Source organism: Bradyrhizobium sp. AUGA SZCCT0176 (assembly GCF_018130145.1).
Lineage (GTDB): Bacteria > Pseudomonadota > Alphaproteobacteria > Rhizobiales > Xanthobacteraceae > Bradyrhizobium.
In genome coordinates this window covers 68,609-85,292 of the sequence record NZ_JAFCMB010000019.1, presented here as the reverse complement: position 1 = coordinate 85,292, position 16,684 = coordinate 68,609, and the positions used below count along the sequence as shown (strand labels likewise).

The following is a 16,684-nucleotide window of genomic DNA, read 5'->3' as shown; positions in this document are numbered from 1 at the left end:
CTCAGCGCCGCCGATGACGCCGGCCGTGACGGCTGCCACCCATATTGGCCATGCGCATCAGCTGCGGAATCATGCTCATCATCTCGCCGCCGCCAGGGCCGCCGAGCATGCCCATGATGTCGCCGCCGCCCATGCCGCCCATGTTGACGCCATAGCCGTCGGCCGTGCCGCCGCCATAGCCGCCACCGAAGCCGCCGGGGATTCCACCGCCGCCCATCATGCCACCAAAACCACCGCCTCCACCTTCCATCATGCGGCCCATCATCGGCCCCAAGGTCTGCATCATCATGCCGAAGCGGCGCTTTCCCATCTTCGCCTTCATCATTTCCAGCATCGGCGCCATCTGCGTCATCATGTCGTCGCCGCCACCTCCACCGCCACCGAAGCCGGCGAATTGCGCTTTCGCCGGCGTCGTCGTCAGGGCAAACAGCAGCAGCAGCGTGGCCGCCTGACACACAACCTTGTCAGCTCCAGTCATGGTTCGACCTCCCAATGCGCCGCGGCCCGCGGAGGCGGTGCCATCCGGGCGCAAATGGTGACGCTAGGAGCGGACGAAAGGCTGATCTGTGCGACAGATCACGGTGCTCGGCGTCGGGCGGTGAACTCGGTATTGACACGCCAGCTCGCGCCGTTGTCGGCGGAGATCTCGCCGCGCCAGAGGAACGAGTTAGGTGTGATCTCGGAAAAACTCCAGCGCATCAGCTGTCCATCCGGCCGCGTGCCGTGCTGCACGATGTCATGGCCTTCAGCACGCCCGATCATCTGCAGAAAACTTCGCGCCACCGGGTCGGTCCACTGGATCCGCCAGGCGTCGATATCGGGATCGTAGACCCGCAGCGTCGTGCCATAGGAATTGATCTTGGCGGTGGCGTCGCCGTGGCGCCCTTCGCCACGCGGCGGTACGATCCAGACATCCTGTATCGCGCGCCCCTCCAGCGCCCAGCCGAAATGCCATTCACCGGCGCGGCGGCGCTCGCGGCCGTCGTCGGCAAATTGCCTGACGTCAAGATCCCAGGAGCCGATGAAGCGTCCGTACAGGTCCATCTTGCCGGCGCGGTCGGCTGAGGGACCGACCGCGCCGAGCGCTTCGAGAAACGCGGAAATCATGCCGCGGCTTTCCCAAGCGCGTTCTGCATCGCCAGCGCCGCCTGATCCATCTGCGCGTTCATGTAAGGCGCGATTTCATGCGGCAGCACGTCGACGGTCCAGGCCAGCCGGCTGCGGCCGTTGCCTTCCGCGGTCACCTGCACCGAGGCGCTGTGCTGTTTGATCCGTTCGCTGATGACAGCATAAACCAGCCGCCGCCGTGCATCGTCGCAATCGACCAAAAGTTCGCGCGCCACCGTGCCATTGGAAAACGTCACGATCCGCGCGTCGCCGTCGAGGCGGGTGTCGAGCACGAAGCCCGGCACCAGCCGCGTATGCAACGCCCCGAAATCGCGCACCGCATCCCAGACGTCGTTCGGGTTGGCGTCGATGATGATGTCCTTGTGGATGGAAGCCATGAGGCAGGGTCCTTCAAATGAGAATGAGAGGCATCGGTCCGTAGGGTGGGCAAAGGCGCACTTCGCGCTGTGCCCACCATCTATCCACACCGTTGTCTTGAATGGTGGGCACGCTTCGCTTTGCCCACCCTACGGTGCGCACCTACGTACAAACCGCCTCGACATTGTTGCCGTCAGGATCGATCAGGAACGCCGCGTAGTAAGTCGGGCTGTAATCGGCCCGTGCGCCCGCGCCGCCATTGTCGCGGCCGCCGGCCTTAAGTCCCTCGGCATGGAATTGCTTGATCGCGGCATGATCCGGCGCCCGGAACGCGACATGGGCGCCGGTGCCGGCGGCGCCCTTGTGCAAGTGCAGCCAAAGCGCGGGTTCGCCCTTGGGGCCGAAGCCGGCGCCGGAATCGTCGCGCGAGCACAGCACAAAGCCGAGGGGTGCGAGCGCTGCCGTATAGAAGCGCACGCTGGCGTCGAGATTTCCGACGCGTAATCCGATGTGGTCGTACATGGTGTTCTCCAGTCAAAACCGCGCGGGAATGCCGCGCAACCTGGAGAAACCCTAGCTAGTTGAGGGCAAGCCGTTCTTGGAGAATCTTGCGCTTCCCCCGCGAGGCCTGGCGGAACCGCAGCGGCGAGGCGCCGGCGGCGCGGTGGAACGTACGCACGAAATTGGAGAGGTCGCCGAAGCCGACGTCATAGGCGATGGCGGTGATCGGGCTGTTGTCATCGGCCAGCCGCCGCGCGGCATGGCGCAGCCGCGAGCGCAGCAGATATTGGTGCGGGGTGACGCCGAGCACGTCGGAAAACAGCCGCAGGAAATGGAACGGGCTGATGCCGGCTTGCGCGGCGGCATCTTCCAGGTCGATTTCGCGGTGCGAATTGGCATCGATCCACAGCGCGGTTTCCACCGCGCGGCGGCGGTCGCGGGCGGCGTCGGGACCAGTCTTGCGTGGCTTGCCGGAGACCACTTCGACAAAGCGGCTGGCGAACACCTGGCCGATCTCGTCGAGGCCGATGTCGCTGCTACCATCTGCTGCCGCTTGCGCCAGTTCGCCGAGCACCATCAATTCCCCGAGCGGCGGCGCCGAGCCGATCTGCCAGATATCCCTGGCTTCGCTGATCGCATCGACCAGTTCCGGCCCCAGGAAGAACGACAGGCACTCGTCGCCGCAGACGTGATCATGGGTGCAGGTATATTCGTCGCCTGGATGGCCGATCAGCACCGATCCCGCCACCAATTCGCTGAACTTGCCGCGGCAGTGCAGGCCAAAACTGCCCTTGCGGACATAGGAAATGGAGTGGCAGCGGTGCAGCTCGGCAAAAGGCTTATCGCCGGGTCCCGCGCTGCAGCGGAAATCGGATACCGAAATGGATTTGCGCTCGAGCAGCGTGGTCGCGGCCATCCCGTAAATTTAGGTAGGCGGGCGCGGCGGCGCAACCGGCAGCAGCACGTCGAACAGGGTCTTGCTGGCGGTCGGGTGGGTGCCCTCGATCGACAGCAGCCGGCGCTTGGAGATGGCGCCGCCGTTCGGCGAGATCTTGTCGGCATAGTGCCCGGCCTCGAGTACGCGATGGCAGGGCACGATGATCATGAAGGGGTTGCGGGCGATCGCCTGCGCCACCGAATACACCGCGCCCGAGGCGCGTAACGCACTTGCGACCTCGCCATAGGTACGGGTCTCGCCGCGCGGGATGGTGCGGGCGAGCTGATAGACGCGCTGGTTGAAGGCGGGAATCCCGGTCATGTCGAGCGCGACATCGGAAAGGTCGCTGTAGCCGCCGCGCAGCAACGCCACGATGCCTTCGATCGCGATGGCGACATTCTCCGGAGGGCGAAGTTCGCGGGCGTCGGGATAAAGCTGGAACAGCCGCCGTCTTGTGTCGATCTCGCGGGCTTCCGGGAGCTGCACGCCCATAACGCCGAGCTCGCCCCATGCGATTCCGCACCGGCCGATCCCCGTGTCAAAAATGCTGTAGCCCCGCCCCGCCATACGCCACCAACCCCGGCAGGATCATAACACCGTCATCAAAGCGCGCATCTGGAATCTTTGTAAGCCGTTAAGGGCCTGGGACGGGGAGGCGCGGGTACCGCTTGGCGGAACGCCCGGGGTCGGCTAATCAGGGGAGCGCAAAAGCGTTCGCGGGCGTAGTTCAATGGTAGAACGGCAGCTTCCCAAGCTGCATACGAGGGTTCGATTCCCTTCGCCCGCTCCAAAATTTCCGGACAAAATTCGTAGGGCGGGCTAGCGATAGCGTAACCCGCCGCTTTTGCAGAGATGGCGGATTACGCCGTTCGCCTTGATGTTTCTAAGGGAAGGGCCTCGGGAAGCCGGGGCCTTTTCTCTTATGGGAAGTTCTTGGACGCAACCATGCTCATGTAGTGGATAAATCCCGCGTCGGACATCGGCGTGCGATCTGGCGATGCGAAGTATTTACCTATCCGATCTGCCATGACCACCGCCGATCCGTTGGTCAGATCACAGTTGAACGCCGTGATCGCCGCTTGTGGCGGTACGAGCTTGCCGGGATTGGGTATGAGACCAGCAGCAACACACGTGTTCCTGATATCTTCGTACGCCGCCGTGAGAACGGCGAGATCGTTGTGAGATCCGATGAAGTCATCAAGGTAGACCGAAACGCATACGCCGTTAGCCCGAGCGCGCTCAATCGCGTCGTGGACCGGTGACTTCATCAACACGAGACTTGCGAGGAGCGGGGATTGAACGAAGCCGATAGGCAATGTGTGCTGGGGTCCCGGTCCTGGATTGCGAACGCAGGACCACATTGAGAAGGTGCCGGCGCCAGGGTAATGCCACGCACGCAACGCCCGTGTGACCCGCATTCGAGCGATGGAGTAGTAGAAGTTCTGGATGTCGATCTTGAAGAACAGTGCGTTATTCAGATGCGCGTGTAAGGCCGCGACATGGCCACCCTTCTTGAAGTGATACATATAGTCCGGGTAGACGACGCGCTTTTTGAAGAACTCAAGCATGCGACGCCCGCGGCGTTCGCATTTGTCATTGGGGACGAAAAACCACTTATTGCGCGACCGATATTTGAATTTGTAATTTTCGATCATGGCAGTTGGCGACCTTACCCACAATTTCGATCAGAAGCTTGATGGCGGAAAGAACCGGCACCAACCATTCCGCGATCTTGCGGGTAAGGGTCGCCACACGTGCAAAAAACTTGCGCATGGGGCATCTCCATTGTTCACCGCCAGCTACCCGCGACCCAAACACTTGGAGTCGTCAACCGAGAAGCACCTGATACGCCATGTACAGATCGCACCAGTTGTCCGAACCGAACGCCACGTACAACGCACGAAACGCCCGATGTCGCCAGGTCATCGCCAGCGGAGGATTACAACGTGGGGACGCGGGTTCCACCGGTCAAGGCCATTGACTCAAACGGACGAGAACCGCGCATTGAACGTGGAGCCAAAAAAGAGCCGAAAGCGCGCTAACCCATTGATTTGACAGGCAGCCAATAATGTTTCCCATGCATACGAGGGTTCGATTCCCTTCGCCCGCTCCAAAACCATACTCCCCATCAGGAAGCGTCGAACTCGGTACGGCGAGAATGCTACGTCGATTTCGAGCCCGCAGCGTAAAGTGCACGCGGATGGCGTGCGGCGCATTCGTGGAGATTTAGATGGCCGACGAAGACGAGAGGGTGCGTTCAGAACGCATGGTGGCCATTGCCAGCGATCACGGGGGCTTTGCGCTCAAGGAAGCCCTGAAAGTCGCTTTGCCCGATGTGAAGTGGCTGGATCTGGGCACGAATAGCGCCGCATCCGTCGACTATCCCGATTTTGCCGGCAAGCTAGCCGATGCCATCAGGGCCGGCAAGGCCGGATCCGGCATCCTGATCTGCGGATCGGGCATCGGCATTTCGATCGCCGCCAACCGCCATGCGCATATCCGTTGCGCGCTTGCGTATGACGTCACGGGCGCGCGGCTGTGCCGCCAGCATAATGACGCGAATGTTTTGGCGATGGGCGGACGGATGATCGGCGAAGCGGTGGCGAAAGAATGCGTCGAAGTGTTCTTGCGTACGAAATTCGACGGCGGTCACCATCAACAGCGCGTCGATAAACTGGGTTCCCGTTAGGACTGCAGAGTTCGGGTGCGTAAGTCTGGAGTTATTTTTGCCAGCTCGCAGCCATAAGAACCGTTTTCATCAAGTCATTTAGGGGGGCAAATGAATCGCTTGCTTTTCGTCGTTGTGTTCGCACTCCTGACCCTTACTTACTCTGAATTTGCCGGCGCTCAACAATGTAGCGACGGCCCACGCGCGGGCTGTTGCGTCCGTTCTATAGGACGACCGCATACTCAGACGGGTCAGCCGACCACACCTGCACAAGCCAATCAGTGGTGCAATCGCCCCTGTTCTCCGAATGGTGGCGATGGGTGCAGGGGCGGAAGAAAAGGAAAGGAATAGCGCACCCTTTCTTCACTGAAGCTAACAGGGATCGCTATGCGCGTGGTTGCGCTTGCGGCACCTGATCTGCGCAATCGCCGACAACGGCCTATCTTTCGCCCTCAATCTCGCGTACAACCGCCCCGTCGCAAGACGATGGCGCTGAACCTTAGAATGGACTGCGGGCAGACCCGGGGGCAGTACCCGGCGCCTCCACCTTAGCAGCTTGAGCTTAAAGGTCTCATCCACAGCACGATCCGAAAAGATCATGCTCCACATGAGATCGATTCTGCCGCAAGGCAAAATCCCAGGGCTGCTATGGCGGGGGCGAACCAGGATCGATGGTCGCAAAGAAGTTCTGAATTGTGCTCGGCATGATACCGCCGTTATCGGGTCAAAAACCTAAATGCAAACGATAACGTTGCATTGAACGAAGTGCGCCTCGCGGCGTAACCTGTTCGGGGTTGGTCCACCTGGCAACAGAACGGCCATGGCCGCGTCAACCTTCGGGTTGGCGCGGCTTTTATTTGTGAACCGGCCTCGCGCCGTGCGCGACTACAATCACAAGTACTATTGTGCTAAATTGCTGTGCCGCAGAGATGGAGGCGAACGCGTTGACCCAGGCCATCGCTGCCGACAACACCTCCCGCAACAATTTACTTATCATCGCCGCCGGCGGTCTGCTGTCGGGCCTGTTGACGCCGCTGACGCCGCAACTGATCGACAAGTTCACCGGCGGTTCCGGCAATCTGCGCATGGCGCTGGTGGCGGTGCCGTTTGCGGTGCTCGTCTTCTTCGTGGTCCGGCGCTGCAGCGCCAATCCGGTTTGGGCGGCGCTGCTTGCCGGCATTGTCACCATGGTCGCTTTTGTCTGCGCCGTGAACGCCGCCATCTGGATCGATCTGCAGGCCTATGGCGCCTCCAAGATGATGCGCAATGTGCTGGCGGGCCTCGCCGGCGGTTTTGTCGGCGCCGGCTTGATGGCGCTGGCGATCGCCCTGCTGCCGGCCGGGCCGCGCGATGCGGCGTTATGGATGCGGATGCTGCTGACGGGCACGCTGGCCGGTACGCTGATGGCTGTCGACAGCGCGCTCGATCTCGATCTCACCTCGGTGCTCTATCCGGTGTGGCAGGCGGCGGTCGCGGTGCGGCTCGCGATGGTGCTGCAGCGAGGGACGTTGACCTGACGAGGTTACCGGCTTACGGCGCGATCGTCAGCACGGCCTTCATGTTGGGATGGAAGCGGCAGTAATATTCGACCGTACCGGCCTTCTTCAGCACCGACGTCACAGTCTTCTTCGGCGGCATGGCGACATCGAAATCGCCGTTTCGCGCGGTGGCGGTGTGGGCGAAAATATCCTTGTTGATCCATTCGATGGTGTCGCCGACCTTGGCGGTTGCCTGCGCCGGCGACACCACGAGATCGTCCATCACGATCTGGATGGTTGCGGCATGCGCCGGGACGGCGATTGCGCCCGCTATCAGGGCGGTCACGATGAGAAACGTGCGTCTCGGCAGCATGGCAGTCTCCGTTACTTCAGGCCGGCGGCGACGTGTTCGGCATGCTGCTGGTGGCCCTGAAACAGCTTCAGGCCGGTCTGCAGCAGGCTCTTCAGCTCGTCATTGCTGGCTGACGGGATCAACAGTGTCTCCAGCGCGCCATTGACCGCCTTGTGGTAGGCAACCTCGTTGGCGACATAGGCCTTGTCGTACTCGGTGCCCTTCAGCTTGGCGAGTTCGGCCAGCTTGTCAGCCGCCTGCTTCGACAGTGTCTTGCTGGTGTCGTTGTCTTCAGGTGTGACTTTCAGTTTCTTGACGAGGTCGAGCGCCTGCTTATTCACGGCTTCATGGTCGCGCACCATGCCTTCCGCGAACGCCTTGACGTCCTTGTTGCTGGCCTTGGTGATCGCCTGCTTGGCGGCAGCGATGTCGATGACACCTGCTGTGTAGGCGATATGCGCGATCTGCGGATCGGTGGGCTTTGCGCCCTGCGCCAGTGCGGCACCGCCCAAAAGGCTCAATGCGGCAATCGCCGCGCTCAATCGAACGAACATGGTGTGACACTCCTGTGGCGCCGACGCGAGCGGCCGGCTTTCAAGTTGATTGCACAGGAGTTGGATGGCGCTGGTGGCCGGAGGTTCCCGAAAAAATCAGATTAAGCCGAGCCGGTTCAGCACCGCATCGGTGAGCCGTTCGCAGCGCCTGCCGGCAAACGGAAACGCGTCCATCACGACCGGGCCGATCTTCTTCTCGACATTGTCGCGCAGCATGACGCGGGCGCGATGCAACCTCGTCTTCACGGTTACAGGATTGAGCCCCAGAATCTCGGCGGTCTCCTCGACATTCATGCCCTCGATCACCCGGGTGATGAAGACGAGCCGGAACGGTTCCGGCAATTCGTCGATGGCGTGTTCGACGACATGCTGAATTTCACGTTGGGCCATGGATTTTTCCGGGTCGTCTGCGGCGGCGCGGGGAAACTGGATGATCTGGGCTTCGAGCGTGCCCTGCGGCAATGACGACAGTTCCACGCCCGGCCGCTGCCGGCGCAATCGTCCCAGCGCCTCGTTCATGGCGATCCGCGCCAGCCAGGTCGCCAGGCTGGAATCGCCGCGAAAACTCTCCAGATGCGTGAAGGCGCGGACGTAAGTCTCCTGCACGACATCCTCGGCCTCGCCGTCGTTGCGCAGGATGCCACGGGCGAGCCGGTAGAGCCGGCGGTTGTTCGCCTGCATGATGGCGCGAGCCGCGGTCTCGTCGCGGTCCAGCGCCCGGCGGATCAGGTCGAGGTCACCAGTGTCGACTGGCGGAATATGAGGCGTGTGGGCCTGACGCATGATGGTTCCACTAATAGCAATGTATTGGGGTTGGATGCGGCAAAGGCCAAGAGGTTCCCGAAATAATTTGGGGCGCGTCGGCGGCTACCTGGGATTACCCAGGCAGCCGCACAGCCTTTCGCTCACGCGCCCGCCGGCACCTGATCGAGGAAGCCGGTGATGCTGCGGATGCGGCCGTCGCTCAGCACGGCGAAATCCGTGCCCTTGATCGGGCTGTCAGCGCCGTCGGGGCCGAGGCCCCAACAGAACCGGACGTGGTCGCCGTACCCATTGGGCTCGCCGATCAGCTTGAATTTGAAATCCGGAAACCGCTGCTGCACGCCTGCGATCAGCGCATCGACGCCGTCATGGCCGTCGCCGCTCATCAAGGGGTCGACATAGCGGGCGTCTCTGGCCCAGTTTTGGCTGAGGATCTCGCGGCGGCGGGCCGGGGTCCGCTCGTTCCACAAATCGATGTAATTGTTGGCAATGGTCTGCGCGTCGGTCATGGGGCTCTCCTTCGTTGCGGCCGAATGGATCGGCTGACCCTTTATCGAAGGTTCGCGCGCGTGTTTCGATTACCTCAGAGGTCAAGGAAACGCGGTCATTGAGATACGGATCAAGGAAAGGTACGGCGCGAGGGCAGGCAAACCCTCGCGCCGCGAAAAATCACTTCGCCGCAACCACCATGATCTCGACGTTGTATTGCGGGGACGCCAATTGGGCCTCGACCGTGGCGCGCGCCGGGGTGTTGCCCGCCGACACCCAGCCGTCCCACACCGCGTTCATTTCCGGGAAGGTTTTCATGTCGGTGATGTAGATCGTGGCCGACAGAAGCTTCGACTTGTCGGTCCCGGCCTTAGCGAGATGGCCGTCGATGGTCTTGAGCACGTCCTGCGTCTGCTTGGTCACGCTTTCGCCGGCTGCATTGTTGGCGACGACGCCCGCGAGATAGACGGTGTTGCCGTGGACGACGACCTGGCTCATGCGCGGGCCGGTTTCGAAGCGCTGGACTGACATGGTGTTCTCCGTTTTTTAAAGTGGCGCGCCTCCTTAGCGCGCCGGGGCGCGATCGGCTACTGCGTTCTTGGCAATGAAGGCCGCTCAAATTGTCACGTATCGGGGAATCCAACTTAAAGCCGGGTTGGTTTGGCTTTGCCGGAGCGCTGCGGGCGGCCGACGATATTGCACGGAGTGCAATTGTCCGATTGCAACGCAAAAAGTCAGGTGATCGATGGTGGAGGATCGATGTCCGCACCGGATTCTTCATGACGATTGAGCCAGCGACACTTTGCGTTGCCGCGACCGGAATCTTCGTGATCGGCTTCATGAAGGGCGCTTTCGGCGGTGGCTTCGCGATCATCGGCATTCCGCTGCTGGCCTTGGTGATGGACCCGATCGATGCGGGCACGATGCTGGCCCCGCTGTTCGTGGCGATGGATGTCTTCGCGCTGCGCTACTGGAAGCCGTCGACGTGGTCGAAGCCGGACCTCTCGATTTTGTTGCCGGGTCTTCTGGTCGGCATCGGCGTCGGCTTCTTCGTGCTCAGGGATCTCGACCGCCACGCGATCGAGATCGTGATGGCGCTTATCACCCTGGTGTTTGCTGGCTTGTGGCTGCGCGGCGGCGCCGGCGTCTCGGTGCGGCCGCGTTCGCCGGCCACGGCGCTGCTGGCCGGCGGCGCGTCGGGCGTGACGACGATGGTCGCCCATTCCGGCGGCCCGCCGCTGGCGATGTACCTGCTGCCGCTCGGGCTCTCCAAGCAGATGTATGCCGGCACGACGAGCATGTTCTTCACCGTCGGCAACCTCATCAAGGTCGGGCCCTGGCTGCTGATCGGGCATCTCTCGCAGGCCCTGGTGACGATGATGCTGCTTGGCATACCCGTCGCCTTTGCCGGCGTCTGGACCGGCTGGCGGTTGCATCAGCGCCTCGACCAGGTGCAGCTCTACCGCGCTTGTTACGCGCTGCTGGTCGTCACGGCCTTGAAATTGCTGTGGGACGGCGTCGCCGGATATGCGCGGTGAGTTCTGCCGGCGATCAGCTCACTGCTTCGCCGCTGAGGTCACTTATTTTTCGAACGCGTCATACACCAGCGCCTTGAAGGCCGGGGTGATGCGTGAACGTTCCAGCTGGGTCTGCTCCATGAGGATGTAGACCATGTCCAGTTTGGGATCGACGCCGAAGTATGTTCCGCTGCCGCTGTCCCATTTCAGTTCGCCGATCGAGCCCGCCGGCGGCGGCTTTGCGTTCCCCGGTTCCACGCGCACCGCAAGGCCATAGCCGTAGCCAAAACCATCGCCGGGAAAATAATAGTAGTCGCGTCCGACGCCGGAGCCCGGTCCGATCTGGTCTGACGTCATCTGCTTGAACGCGGCCGGGCTGAGATACTGCTTGCCGTCCAGCTTTCCGCCGTTGAGCAGCATTTGCGCAAATCGTGCATAATCCGTGATGGTCGAAAGCAGGCCGCCGCCGGCTGACTCCCATTCGGCGTGCCTGCGCCGTTCCTCCCCCGACATACGCAGGACGGTATCGCCCGGCAGCGGCTCGGCCATGCGCGCCGCTTCAGCCGCGCCCTGCAGCACGAACTTCGTGCTAGTCATGCCAAGCGGATCGAGAATGCGCTCTTTCAGGAAGTGGTACAGCGATTTGCCGGAGACAATTTCGATGACGCGTCCGAGAACGTCGGTGGAATGGCCGTAGCGCCAGAGTGTGCCGGGCTGTCTCGCCAAGGGCAGTCGGGCAATGCGCTCGGCAAACTCCGTGTTGTTGAAATGTCCCTCAAAGATGTTGGCGTCCGTATACGTCTTCATGATCAATTCGCTGCCGATGTATTCATAGGTAATACCCGACGTATGCCGGAGCAGGTCCTCGATCGTCACCGGCCGGATCGGCGGCACGAGTTCCAGGATCGGGTTTCCGTCCTTCGGTTTGGATTCCACGCCGACTTTCGTGTCGGCAAATGCCGGAATGTATCGGGACACCGGGTCGGCCAGCGCCAGTTTTCCTTCGTCGATCAGCATCATCGCCGCCAGGCTGGTGATCGGCTTGGTCATCGAATGAACAGCAAAGATCGTGTCCGGCGTCATGGGCAGCTTGGTGGCGACATCCCGAACGCCAAAACTCTTGAGATAGACCGGACGCCCATGCTGCTGGATCAGCACGACAGCGCCGGGAAGCTTTCCGGTAGTCACTTCGTTTTCGAAAAATTGCGACAGGCGCTCGAGTTTGGCAGGTGACGGCGCCGGCGCGACCGCGTTGCCCTGGGCGCGGGCGGGGATGTCGCTCCCGGCCATCACAGCGGCCGCGATGGACAGAGCCCATATGATCTTCGGCATCATGGCAAGTATCCCCCGCGCAAGTAGGCCGGAACGGCCGCAGCAACTGCTTCGATCGCCCAGGTATTCTGCGGCCTTGTCAGCCGGCCGCCTTCGCCGCCGCGCGTCCCGCATTGCGCCCCGAAAACAGGCACCCGCCGAGGAACGTGCCCTCCAGCGAGCGATAGCCGTGCACGCCGCCGCCTCCGAAACCGGCGGCTTCGCCGACGGCGTACAGCCCCTTGATGATTTCGCCGCCTGTGCCGAACACGCGGGAGTCGAGATCGGTCTCGAAGCCGCCGAGCGTCTTGCGGGTCAGGATATTGAGTTTCACCGCGATCAGCGGGCCATGCTCGGGGTCGAGGATGCGATGCGGTTTGGCGGTGCGGATCAGTTTGTCGCCGATATAGCGCCGCGCATTGTGGATGTTCATCACCTGCGCATCCTTGACGTAGGGATTCGTCATCTCGCGGTCGCGAGCCTCGATCTGACGCTTGATGTGATCGAGCTGCAGCAGATTGTCGCCACTGAGCGCGTTCATGGCGCTGACGAGGTCGGCGAGGTTGTCGCGCACGATGAAGTCGGCGCCTTTTTGCTTGAATGCTTCCACCGGCGCCGGCGCGCCCTTGTTGGTGGCGCGCTTGATGGTCATGCGCCAGCTCTTGCCGGTGAGGTCAGGGTTTTGTTCCGAGCCGGAGAGCGCGAACTCCTTCTTGATGATGCTCTGGGTCAGGATGAACCAGGAATAATCGTAGCCCGTCGACATGATGTAGTGCAGCTGGCCGAGCGTGTCGGAGCCGGGAAACAGCGGCGCGGGCAGCCGCTTGCCTGTCGCGTCGAACCACAGCGATGACGGGCCGGGCAGGATGCGAATGCCGTGGCGCGGCCAGATCGGCGACCAGTTCCTGATACCCTCGACGTAATGCCACATCCGGTCGCGGTTGATCAGCCGCGCGCCGGCAGCCTCGGTGATCCCGATCATCCTGCCGTCGACATGTTCGGGCACGCCGGAGATCATGAATTTCGGCGGCGCGCCGAGGCGCTTCGGCCAGTTCTGCCGGACCAGATCGTGATTGCCGCCGATGCCGCCGGAGGCAACGATCACTGCCTGGGCGCGAAAGCTAAAATCGCCGGTGACCTGGCGCGAGCTGCTCTGGCCGCGTTCGACATTGGTGGGTTCGAGGATCGCCCCGCTGACGCCGTCGACGGTGCCGTTGGTGATACTGAGGGCATCGACGCGGTGGCGGAACTTGAAAGTCAGCCGGCCGTTCTTCTGCGCCTCGCGCGCCCGCCGTTCGAACGGCTCGACGATGCCCGGGCCGGTGCCCCAGGTGACATGAAAGCGCGGCACCGAATTGCCGTGCCCCATCGCGTCATAGCCGCCGCGTTCGGCCCAGCCGACCACGGGAAAAATACGGTGGCCCATCGCGCGCAGCCAGTCGCGCTTCTCAGCCGTAGCGAACGCGACATACGCCTCCGCCCACTTCTTCGGCCAGAAATCCTCGTCGCGGTCGAAGCCCGCGGTGCCGATCCAGTCCTGCAGCGCCAGATCGTAGCTGTCCTTGATGCCGAGCCGGCGCTGTTCGGGGCTGTCGACCAGGAACAGGCCGCCGAACGACCAGAACGCCTGACCGCCAAGGCTTTGTTCGCCCTCCTGGTCGATCACGATGACGCGCTTGCCGGCGTCGGCGATTTCACATGCCGCGACCAGGCCGGCCAGCCCGCCGCCGACCACAATTACGTCCGCGTCCTCTGCCATCCATGTCCTCCCCAGCCCAGAGCCCCCTTCCGATTGAAATCGGAAAGGGGCTCTGTTTGTTGCTTTGACGCGTTTTCTTCGCGCGAACCGGTGCCCACTTCGCTGGAAAACGCTCCGATGTTGATTCAAGCCACGCCATCCAGCGCGCGGTCAACGGCAAATGCCGCTTGCCTGTGGCGAAGCTGCCACCGTGGAAACGTTAACTTGTTCCAGTTTGGGACCTTTTCGTTCTTCGGGTGCAGCGCTACTGCAACACTTAATTTGAATTTGTTTTGAGCGGCTCCAGCCGCCTAGACAAAATCACGGTCTCGAACGACGCTCGCGAAGTCTTGCATCACTAAGACAATCAGATTCGGGTTCGACGTTTCAGGACTGGGGCTGGGATATGAAGCTGGCGACGGGGTTGCTTGCGGCGGTGCTGCTGCTGGCAGGGGTTGTATCGAGCCAGGCGGTGGTCCGGATCGCCGACGATCGCGGCGGCCGGATAGGCACTTATGTCGATAAATACCAGGGCCTGCGGAGTTCCGGCGAGATGGTCATCATCGACGGCCTGTGCGCCTCGGCCTGCACCATCGTTCTCGGCGCCGTTCCCCACGACAAGATCTGCGTCACCTCGCACGCCAATCTCGGTTTCCATGCCGCCTGGGATTTCGGCGCCAACGGCCGGGCGATCACCAACGCCGAAGCCACCCAGATGCTGTATTCGATGTACCCGACACCAATCCGGCGCTGGATCGCCCAGCGCGGCGGCTTGACCCAGCGCATGATCTTCCTGCGCGGCAAGCAATTGCAGGCGATGTTCAAGCCCTGCTATCTCGACGCCCAGGCGTCCGCGATCAAGCCCGCGTCTCGCTGAGATCCCGGCGTCACACCGCGATCGCCTTAGCGTCGCGCTGCGATCGCCCCGGCGTCGCGCTGAAACGGCAGATATTCCTCCGCATGACGTGATCGGCTGCGCGACCATGGCGCTTGCCTGACCCTGGAACTGGCCCTATCTGAACCCCATGGTTCAGCCGATTTCCACCCAGCATGGGATGATCGCGGCGACCCGGCCCGAGGGCAGGGTGGCGTCCGCGATCGTCTGGGGCGCCGCCAGCCTCGGCGGGCTGGCCGTATGCGGCGCCGCGGCGCTCTGGTTCCATTACGGGACCACGGTGTTTTTTGAAATGATCGCCGCCGGTATTTCGGCCTGCTTCTGATCCGGACATAGAAAGTTCTTGGGGAATTCTTGCATGGACCGGAGCATCCGACCGCTGGTGATTGTCGCATCCTTTGCCGTCAGCCTGCTGGTTGGCCTCCTGATCATGTTGTGGGCGCTCGGCGGCCTGCGCACCGTCACGGCGCCGGCCGCGATCGGCGGGCCGTTTCAACTGACCGACCAGGCCGGCCAGACCGTGACCGACAAGGATCTCAAGGGCCGGCCGACGCTGATCTTCTTCGGCTTCACCCATTGCCCCGATGTGTGCCCGACCGCGCTGTTCGAGATTTCCGAAGTGCTGAAGGCGATGGGCAAGGACGCCGACCGGGTCAACGCCTTTTTCGTCTCGGTCGATCCGGAGCGCGACACCGCGGCCGCGATGAAGGAATATCTCTCCAGCTTCGACCCGCATCTGAAGGGCCTGACCGGCAACCCCGAGGCGGTGTCCAAGGTGCTGTCGGCCTACCGGGTTTATTCCAAGAAGGTCCCGCTCAAGGACGGCGATTACACCATGGACCACACGGCGCTGATCTATTTGATGGATCGCGACGGCCGCTTCGTCTCGCCGTTCAACCTGAAACGGACGCCCCAGGAAGCCGCGACCGATCTGAAGAAATACCTCTGAGCCGTACCAAAGCCCCGCAAAACGGCCTCGCATCGGATGCCGGATGGTCTATAAGGCCATCCAATTCCACAACAAAACGCCGGCAATGCCCCACCAGCCAGCCTTGTTACAAAGCGCCAGATTGCCAAAATCCGTCCGCAACCTGCTGACCGGGATGTCGATCGCGGCTGCGCTGGCCGTTTTGCTGCCCGGTGAGGCGTCCGCACAAACCGCGCCCCGGCCCGCGGTCGAGGCGGCGCCGCAGGCGGTGCCAGGCTTCTGGGACCCGAGGCGGCGTCCGGACCGGCCCGATTTGTCGCGCCTGACCGTGATCCGGTTCCTGACCGAAACCGACTATCCGCCGTTCAACTTCACCGGCCCCGACGGCAATCCGGCCGGCTTCAACGTCGATCTGGCGCGCGCGCTGTGCGACGAGATCAAGGTCACCTGCACCATCCAGATGCGCCGGTTCGAGACCCTGATCGACGCCATCACCAGCAACCGCGGCGACGCCATCATCGCGTCGATGGCGGTGACGCCGCAATTGCGCGCCCGCATCGATTTCACCGATCCCTATTACCGCGCGCCGGCGCGCTTCGTGTCGCGGCGCGACGCCGTGATGCCGGAGGTGCGTCCCGAATATCTCGAAGGCAAGAAAATCGGCGCCATCGGCGGCACTTCGCATGAGGCCTATCTGAAGGCGATGTTCACCGACGCCGAGATCAAATCGTACCCCAATGACGAGGCGCTGCGGCTGGCGCTGCGGCGGAGCGAGGTCGATTTCATCTTCGGCGATGCGATCGCGCTGGCGTTCTGGATCAACGGCACCGATTCAGCCGAATGCTGCGCCTTCTCGGGCGGGCCGTTCGTCGAGAGCCGTTATTTCGGCGAGGGCATCGGCATCGCGGTCCGCAAGGGCAACGATCTGCTGCGGCAGTCGCTGAACTGGGCGCTGTTCCGGCTCTGGGAAAAAGGCCGCTATACCGATTTGTGGCTGCGTTATTTCTCGATCAGTCCGTTTTGACGGAGTCGCAGACTCCGTCATTTTGCAATTTGCCACGGAAGCGCT

General features: G+C 62.4%; 22 protein-coding genes, 1 tRNA gene and 1 other RNA gene. 9 read left to right on the top strand and 15 right to left on the bottom strand.

What is annotated here, in order from left to right:
• Position 1: 1 nt before the first annotated feature.
• The 6 genes from JQ600_RS30180 to JQ600_RS30155 form a co-directional block, all read right to left on the bottom strand.
• Positions 2–478 (bottom strand): hypothetical protein, encoded by a 477-nt coding sequence (locus tag JQ600_RS30180; RefSeq protein ID WP_212390682.1) that lies wholly within the window; start codon positions 476–478, stop codon positions 2–4.
• Positions 479–576: 98 nt separating this feature from the next.
• On the bottom strand, positions 577–1,107 hold the full coding sequence (locus JQ600_RS30175; protein WP_212390683.1) for a hypothetical protein: 531 nt from the start codon (positions 1,105–1,107) through the stop codon (positions 577–579).
• Positions 1,104–1,505, bottom strand: coding sequence for an SRPBCC family protein (locus tag JQ600_RS30170; RefSeq protein ID WP_212265326.1), 402 nt, complete (start codon positions 1,503–1,505; stop codon positions 1,104–1,106). Before JQ600_RS30170 ends, JQ600_RS30175 begins: the two co-directional genes overlap by 4 nt.
• A gap of 142 nt (positions 1,506–1,647) precedes the next feature.
• On the bottom strand, positions 1,648–2,007 hold the full coding sequence (locus JQ600_RS30165; protein WP_212265325.1) for a VOC family protein: 360 nt from the start codon (positions 2,005–2,007) through the stop codon (positions 1,648–1,650).
• Between the two features lie 55 nt (positions 2,008–2,062).
• Positions 2,063–2,902, bottom strand: coding sequence for a helix-turn-helix transcriptional regulator (locus tag JQ600_RS30160; RefSeq protein WP_212390684.1), 840 nt, complete (start codon positions 2,900–2,902; stop codon positions 2,063–2,065).
• 9 nt (positions 2,903–2,911) lie between these two features.
• Entirely contained in the window at positions 2,912–3,490 is a 579-nt protein-coding gene (locus JQ600_RS30155) for a methylated-DNA--[protein]-cysteine S-methyltransferase (protein ID WP_212390685.1), read from the bottom strand.
• 149 nt (positions 3,491–3,639) lie between these two features.
• Here JQ600_RS30155 and JQ600_RS30150 point away from each other — a divergent pair.
• A tRNA-Gly gene (locus JQ600_RS30150) sits at positions 3,640–3,713 on the top strand.
• 130 nt (positions 3,714–3,843) lie between these two features.
• On the opposite strand, the gene JQ600_RS30145 is transcribed toward JQ600_RS30150, so the two are convergent.
• Both JQ600_RS30145 and JQ600_RS30140 read right to left on the bottom strand, forming a co-directional pair.
• The gene (locus JQ600_RS30145) at positions 3,844–4,578 is read right to left on the bottom strand and encodes a reverse transcriptase domain-containing protein (protein ID WP_212390686.1); all 735 of its coding nucleotides are present in this window, start codon (positions 4,576–4,578) and stop codon (positions 3,844–3,846) included.
• The gene (locus tag JQ600_RS30140; protein WP_212390687.1) at positions 4,538–4,696 is read right to left on the bottom strand and encodes a hypothetical protein; all 159 of its coding nucleotides are present in this window, start codon (positions 4,694–4,696) and stop codon (positions 4,538–4,540) included. Before JQ600_RS30140 ends, JQ600_RS30145 begins: the two co-directional genes overlap by 41 nt.
• Positions 4,697–5,153: 457 nt before the next feature.
• On the opposite strand from JQ600_RS30140, the gene rpiB reads away from it, so the two are divergent.
• The 3 genes from rpiB to JQ600_RS30125 all read left to right on the top strand — a co-directional run bounded on the left by rpiB (position 5,154) and on the right by JQ600_RS30125 (position 7,108).
• Positions 5,154–5,612, top strand: a complete 459-nt coding sequence (gene rpiB, locus JQ600_RS30135; RefSeq protein WP_212390688.1) for a ribose 5-phosphate isomerase B — start codon at positions 5,154–5,156, stop codon at positions 5,610–5,612.
• A gap of 415 nt (positions 5,613–6,027) precedes the next feature.
• Positions 6,028–6,417, top strand: a transfer-messenger RNA (tmRNA) gene (ssrA, locus tag JQ600_RS30130).
• A 118-nt stretch (positions 6,418–6,535) separates the two neighbouring features.
• The gene (locus JQ600_RS30125; RefSeq protein ID WP_212390689.1) at positions 6,536–7,108 is read left to right on the top strand and encodes a hypothetical protein; all 573 of its coding nucleotides are present in this window, start codon (positions 6,536–6,538) and stop codon (positions 7,106–7,108) included.
• A gap of 13 nt (positions 7,109–7,121) precedes the next feature.
• Here the strand turns inward: JQ600_RS30125 and JQ600_RS30120 are convergent, their stop codons facing one another.
• The 5 genes from JQ600_RS30120 to JQ600_RS30100 all read right to left on the bottom strand — a co-directional run bounded on the left by JQ600_RS30120 (position 7,122) and on the right by JQ600_RS30100 (position 9,757).
• Positions 7,122–7,442 carry a cupredoxin domain-containing protein gene (locus tag JQ600_RS30120; RefSeq protein ID WP_212390690.1) on the bottom strand — a complete coding sequence of 107 codons (321 nt, stop codon included), beginning with the start codon at positions 7,440–7,442 and terminating at the stop codon, positions 7,122–7,124.
• A gap of 11 nt (positions 7,443–7,453) precedes the next feature.
• Positions 7,454–7,975, bottom strand: a complete 522-nt coding sequence (locus JQ600_RS30115) for a DUF4142 domain-containing protein (RefSeq protein ID WP_212390691.1) — start codon at positions 7,973–7,975, stop codon at positions 7,454–7,456.
• Positions 7,976–8,071: 96 nt separating this feature from the next.
• On the bottom strand, positions 8,072–8,758 hold the full coding sequence (locus JQ600_RS30110; RefSeq protein WP_212390692.1) for an RNA polymerase sigma factor: 687 nt from the start codon (positions 8,756–8,758) through the stop codon (positions 8,072–8,074).
• 122 nt (positions 8,759–8,880) lie between these two features.
• Positions 8,881–9,246, bottom strand: coding sequence for a nuclear transport factor 2 family protein (locus JQ600_RS30105; RefSeq protein ID WP_212265318.1), 366 nt, complete (start codon positions 9,244–9,246; stop codon positions 8,881–8,883).
• A gap of 160 nt (positions 9,247–9,406) precedes the next feature.
• On the bottom strand, positions 9,407–9,757 hold the full coding sequence (locus tag JQ600_RS30100; protein WP_212265317.1) for a RidA family protein: 351 nt from the start codon (positions 9,755–9,757) through the stop codon (positions 9,407–9,409).
• A gap of 248 nt (positions 9,758–10,005) precedes the next feature.
• Here JQ600_RS30100 and JQ600_RS30095 point away from each other — a divergent pair, with 248 nt between their 5' ends.
• Positions 10,006–10,764, top strand: a complete 759-nt coding sequence (locus JQ600_RS30095) for a sulfite exporter TauE/SafE family protein (protein WP_212390693.1) — start codon at positions 10,006–10,008, stop codon at positions 10,762–10,764.
• A 42-nt stretch (positions 10,765–10,806) separates the two neighbouring features.
• Here JQ600_RS30095 and JQ600_RS30090 read toward each other — a convergent pair whose 3' ends face one another.
• Both JQ600_RS30090 and JQ600_RS30085 read right to left on the bottom strand, forming a co-directional pair.
• Positions 10,807–12,078 carry a serine hydrolase domain-containing protein gene (locus JQ600_RS30090; RefSeq protein WP_409363328.1) on the bottom strand — a complete coding sequence of 424 codons (1,272 nt, stop codon included), beginning with the start codon at positions 12,076–12,078 and terminating at the stop codon, positions 10,807–10,809.
• 76 nt (positions 12,079–12,154) lie between these two features.
• Positions 12,155–13,813 (bottom strand): FAD-binding dehydrogenase, encoded by a 1,659-nt coding sequence (locus JQ600_RS30085; RefSeq protein ID WP_212390694.1) that lies wholly within the window; start codon positions 13,811–13,813, stop codon positions 12,155–12,157.
• A gap of 385 nt (positions 13,814–14,198) precedes the next feature.
• On the opposite strand from JQ600_RS30085, the gene JQ600_RS30080 reads away from it, so the two are divergent.
• From JQ600_RS30080 to JQ600_RS30065, 4 genes are all read left to right on the top strand, one after another.
• A complete protein-coding gene (locus JQ600_RS30080) occupies positions 14,199–14,669 on the top strand; it encodes a hypothetical protein (RefSeq protein ID WP_212265314.1) in 471 nt (156 codons plus the stop codon).
• Positions 14,670–14,817: 148 nt separating this feature from the next.
• A complete protein-coding gene (locus JQ600_RS30075) occupies positions 14,818–15,012 on the top strand; it encodes a hypothetical protein (RefSeq protein WP_212390695.1) in 195 nt (64 codons plus the stop codon).
• 33 nt (positions 15,013–15,045) lie between these two features.
• Positions 15,046–15,636: an SCO family protein gene (locus JQ600_RS30070; protein WP_212036736.1), complete on the top strand. Its 591-nt coding sequence runs from the start codon at positions 15,046–15,048 to the stop codon at positions 15,634–15,636.
• A gap of 85 nt (positions 15,637–15,721) precedes the next feature.
• Positions 15,722–16,639, top strand: a complete 918-nt coding sequence (locus tag JQ600_RS30065; protein ID WP_212390696.1) for a transporter substrate-binding domain-containing protein — start codon at positions 15,722–15,724, stop codon at positions 16,637–16,639.
• Positions 16,640–16,684: the final 45 nt, after the last annotated feature.

What these genes read in the sequence shown, in the direction of transcription:
- JQ600_RS30105 (WP_212265318.1), bottom strand. Translation starts at nt 9,246, where the DNA reads ATGACCGACGCGCAGACCATTGCCAACAATTACATCGATTTGTGGAAC.
- JQ600_RS30175 (WP_212390683.1), bottom strand. Translation starts at nt 1,107, where the DNA reads ATGATTTCCGCGTTTCTCGAAGCGCTCGGCGCGGTCGGTCCCTCAGCC.
- JQ600_RS30170 (WP_212265326.1), bottom strand. Translation starts at nt 1,505, where the DNA reads ATGGCTTCCATCCACAAGGACATCATCATCGACGCCAACCCGAACGAC.
- JQ600_RS30120 (WP_212390690.1), bottom strand. Translation starts at nt 7,442, where the DNA reads ATGCTGCCGAGACGCACGTTTCTCATCGTGACCGCCCTGATAGCGGGC.
- JQ600_RS30085 (WP_212390694.1), bottom strand. Translation starts at nt 13,813, where the DNA reads ATGGCAGAGGACGCGGACGTAATTGTGGTCGGCGGCGGGCTGGCCGGC.
- JQ600_RS30145 (WP_212390686.1), bottom strand. Translation starts at nt 4,578, where the DNA reads ATGATCGAAAATTACAAATTCAAATATCGGTCGCGCAATAAGTGGTTT.
- JQ600_RS30065 (WP_212390696.1), top strand. Translation starts at nt 15,722, where the DNA reads ATGCCCCACCAGCCAGCCTTGTTACAAAGCGCCAGATTGCCAAAATCC.
- JQ600_RS30115 (WP_212390691.1), bottom strand. Translation starts at nt 7,975, where the DNA reads ATGTTCGTTCGATTGAGCGCGGCGATTGCCGCATTGAGCCTTTTGGGC.
- JQ600_RS30180 (WP_212390682.1), bottom strand. Translation starts at nt 478, where the DNA reads ATGACTGGAGCTGACAAGGTTGTGTGTCAGGCGGCCACGCTGCTGCTG.
- JQ600_RS30095 (WP_212390693.1), top strand. Translation starts at nt 10,006, where the DNA reads ATGACGATTGAGCCAGCGACACTTTGCGTTGCCGCGACCGGAATCTTC.
- JQ600_RS30090 (WP_409363328.1), bottom strand. Translation starts at nt 12,078, where the DNA reads ATGATGCCGAAGATCATATGGGCTCTGTCCATCGCGGCCGCTGTGATG.
- JQ600_RS30155 (WP_212390685.1), bottom strand. Translation starts at nt 3,490, where the DNA reads ATGGCGGGGCGGGGCTACAGCATTTTTGACACGGGGATCGGCCGGTGC.
- JQ600_RS30110 (WP_212390692.1), bottom strand. Translation starts at nt 8,758, where the DNA reads ATGCGTCAGGCCCACACGCCTCATATTCCGCCAGTCGACACTGGTGAC.
- JQ600_RS30080 (WP_212265314.1), top strand. Translation starts at nt 14,199, where the DNA reads ATGAAGCTGGCGACGGGGTTGCTTGCGGCGGTGCTGCTGCTGGCAGGG.
- JQ600_RS30140 (WP_212390687.1), bottom strand. Translation starts at nt 4,696, where the DNA reads ATGCGCAAGTTTTTTGCACGTGTGGCGACCCTTACCCGCAAGATCGCG.
- JQ600_RS30070 (WP_212036736.1), top strand. Translation starts at nt 15,046, where the DNA reads ATGGACCGGAGCATCCGACCGCTGGTGATTGTCGCATCCTTTGCCGTC.
- rpiB (WP_212390688.1), top strand. Translation starts at nt 5,154, where the DNA reads ATGGCCGACGAAGACGAGAGGGTGCGTTCAGAACGCATGGTGGCCATT.
- JQ600_RS30165 (WP_212265325.1), bottom strand. Translation starts at nt 2,007, where the DNA reads ATGTACGACCACATCGGATTACGCGTCGGAAATCTCGACGCCAGCGTG.
- JQ600_RS30075 (WP_212390695.1), top strand. Translation starts at nt 14,818, where the DNA reads ATGGTTCAGCCGATTTCCACCCAGCATGGGATGATCGCGGCGACCCGG.
- JQ600_RS30100 (WP_212265317.1), bottom strand. Translation starts at nt 9,757, where the DNA reads ATGTCAGTCCAGCGCTTCGAAACCGGCCCGCGCATGAGCCAGGTCGTC.
- JQ600_RS30160 (WP_212390684.1), bottom strand. Translation starts at nt 2,902, where the DNA reads ATGGCCGCGACCACGCTGCTCGAGCGCAAATCCATTTCGGTATCCGAT.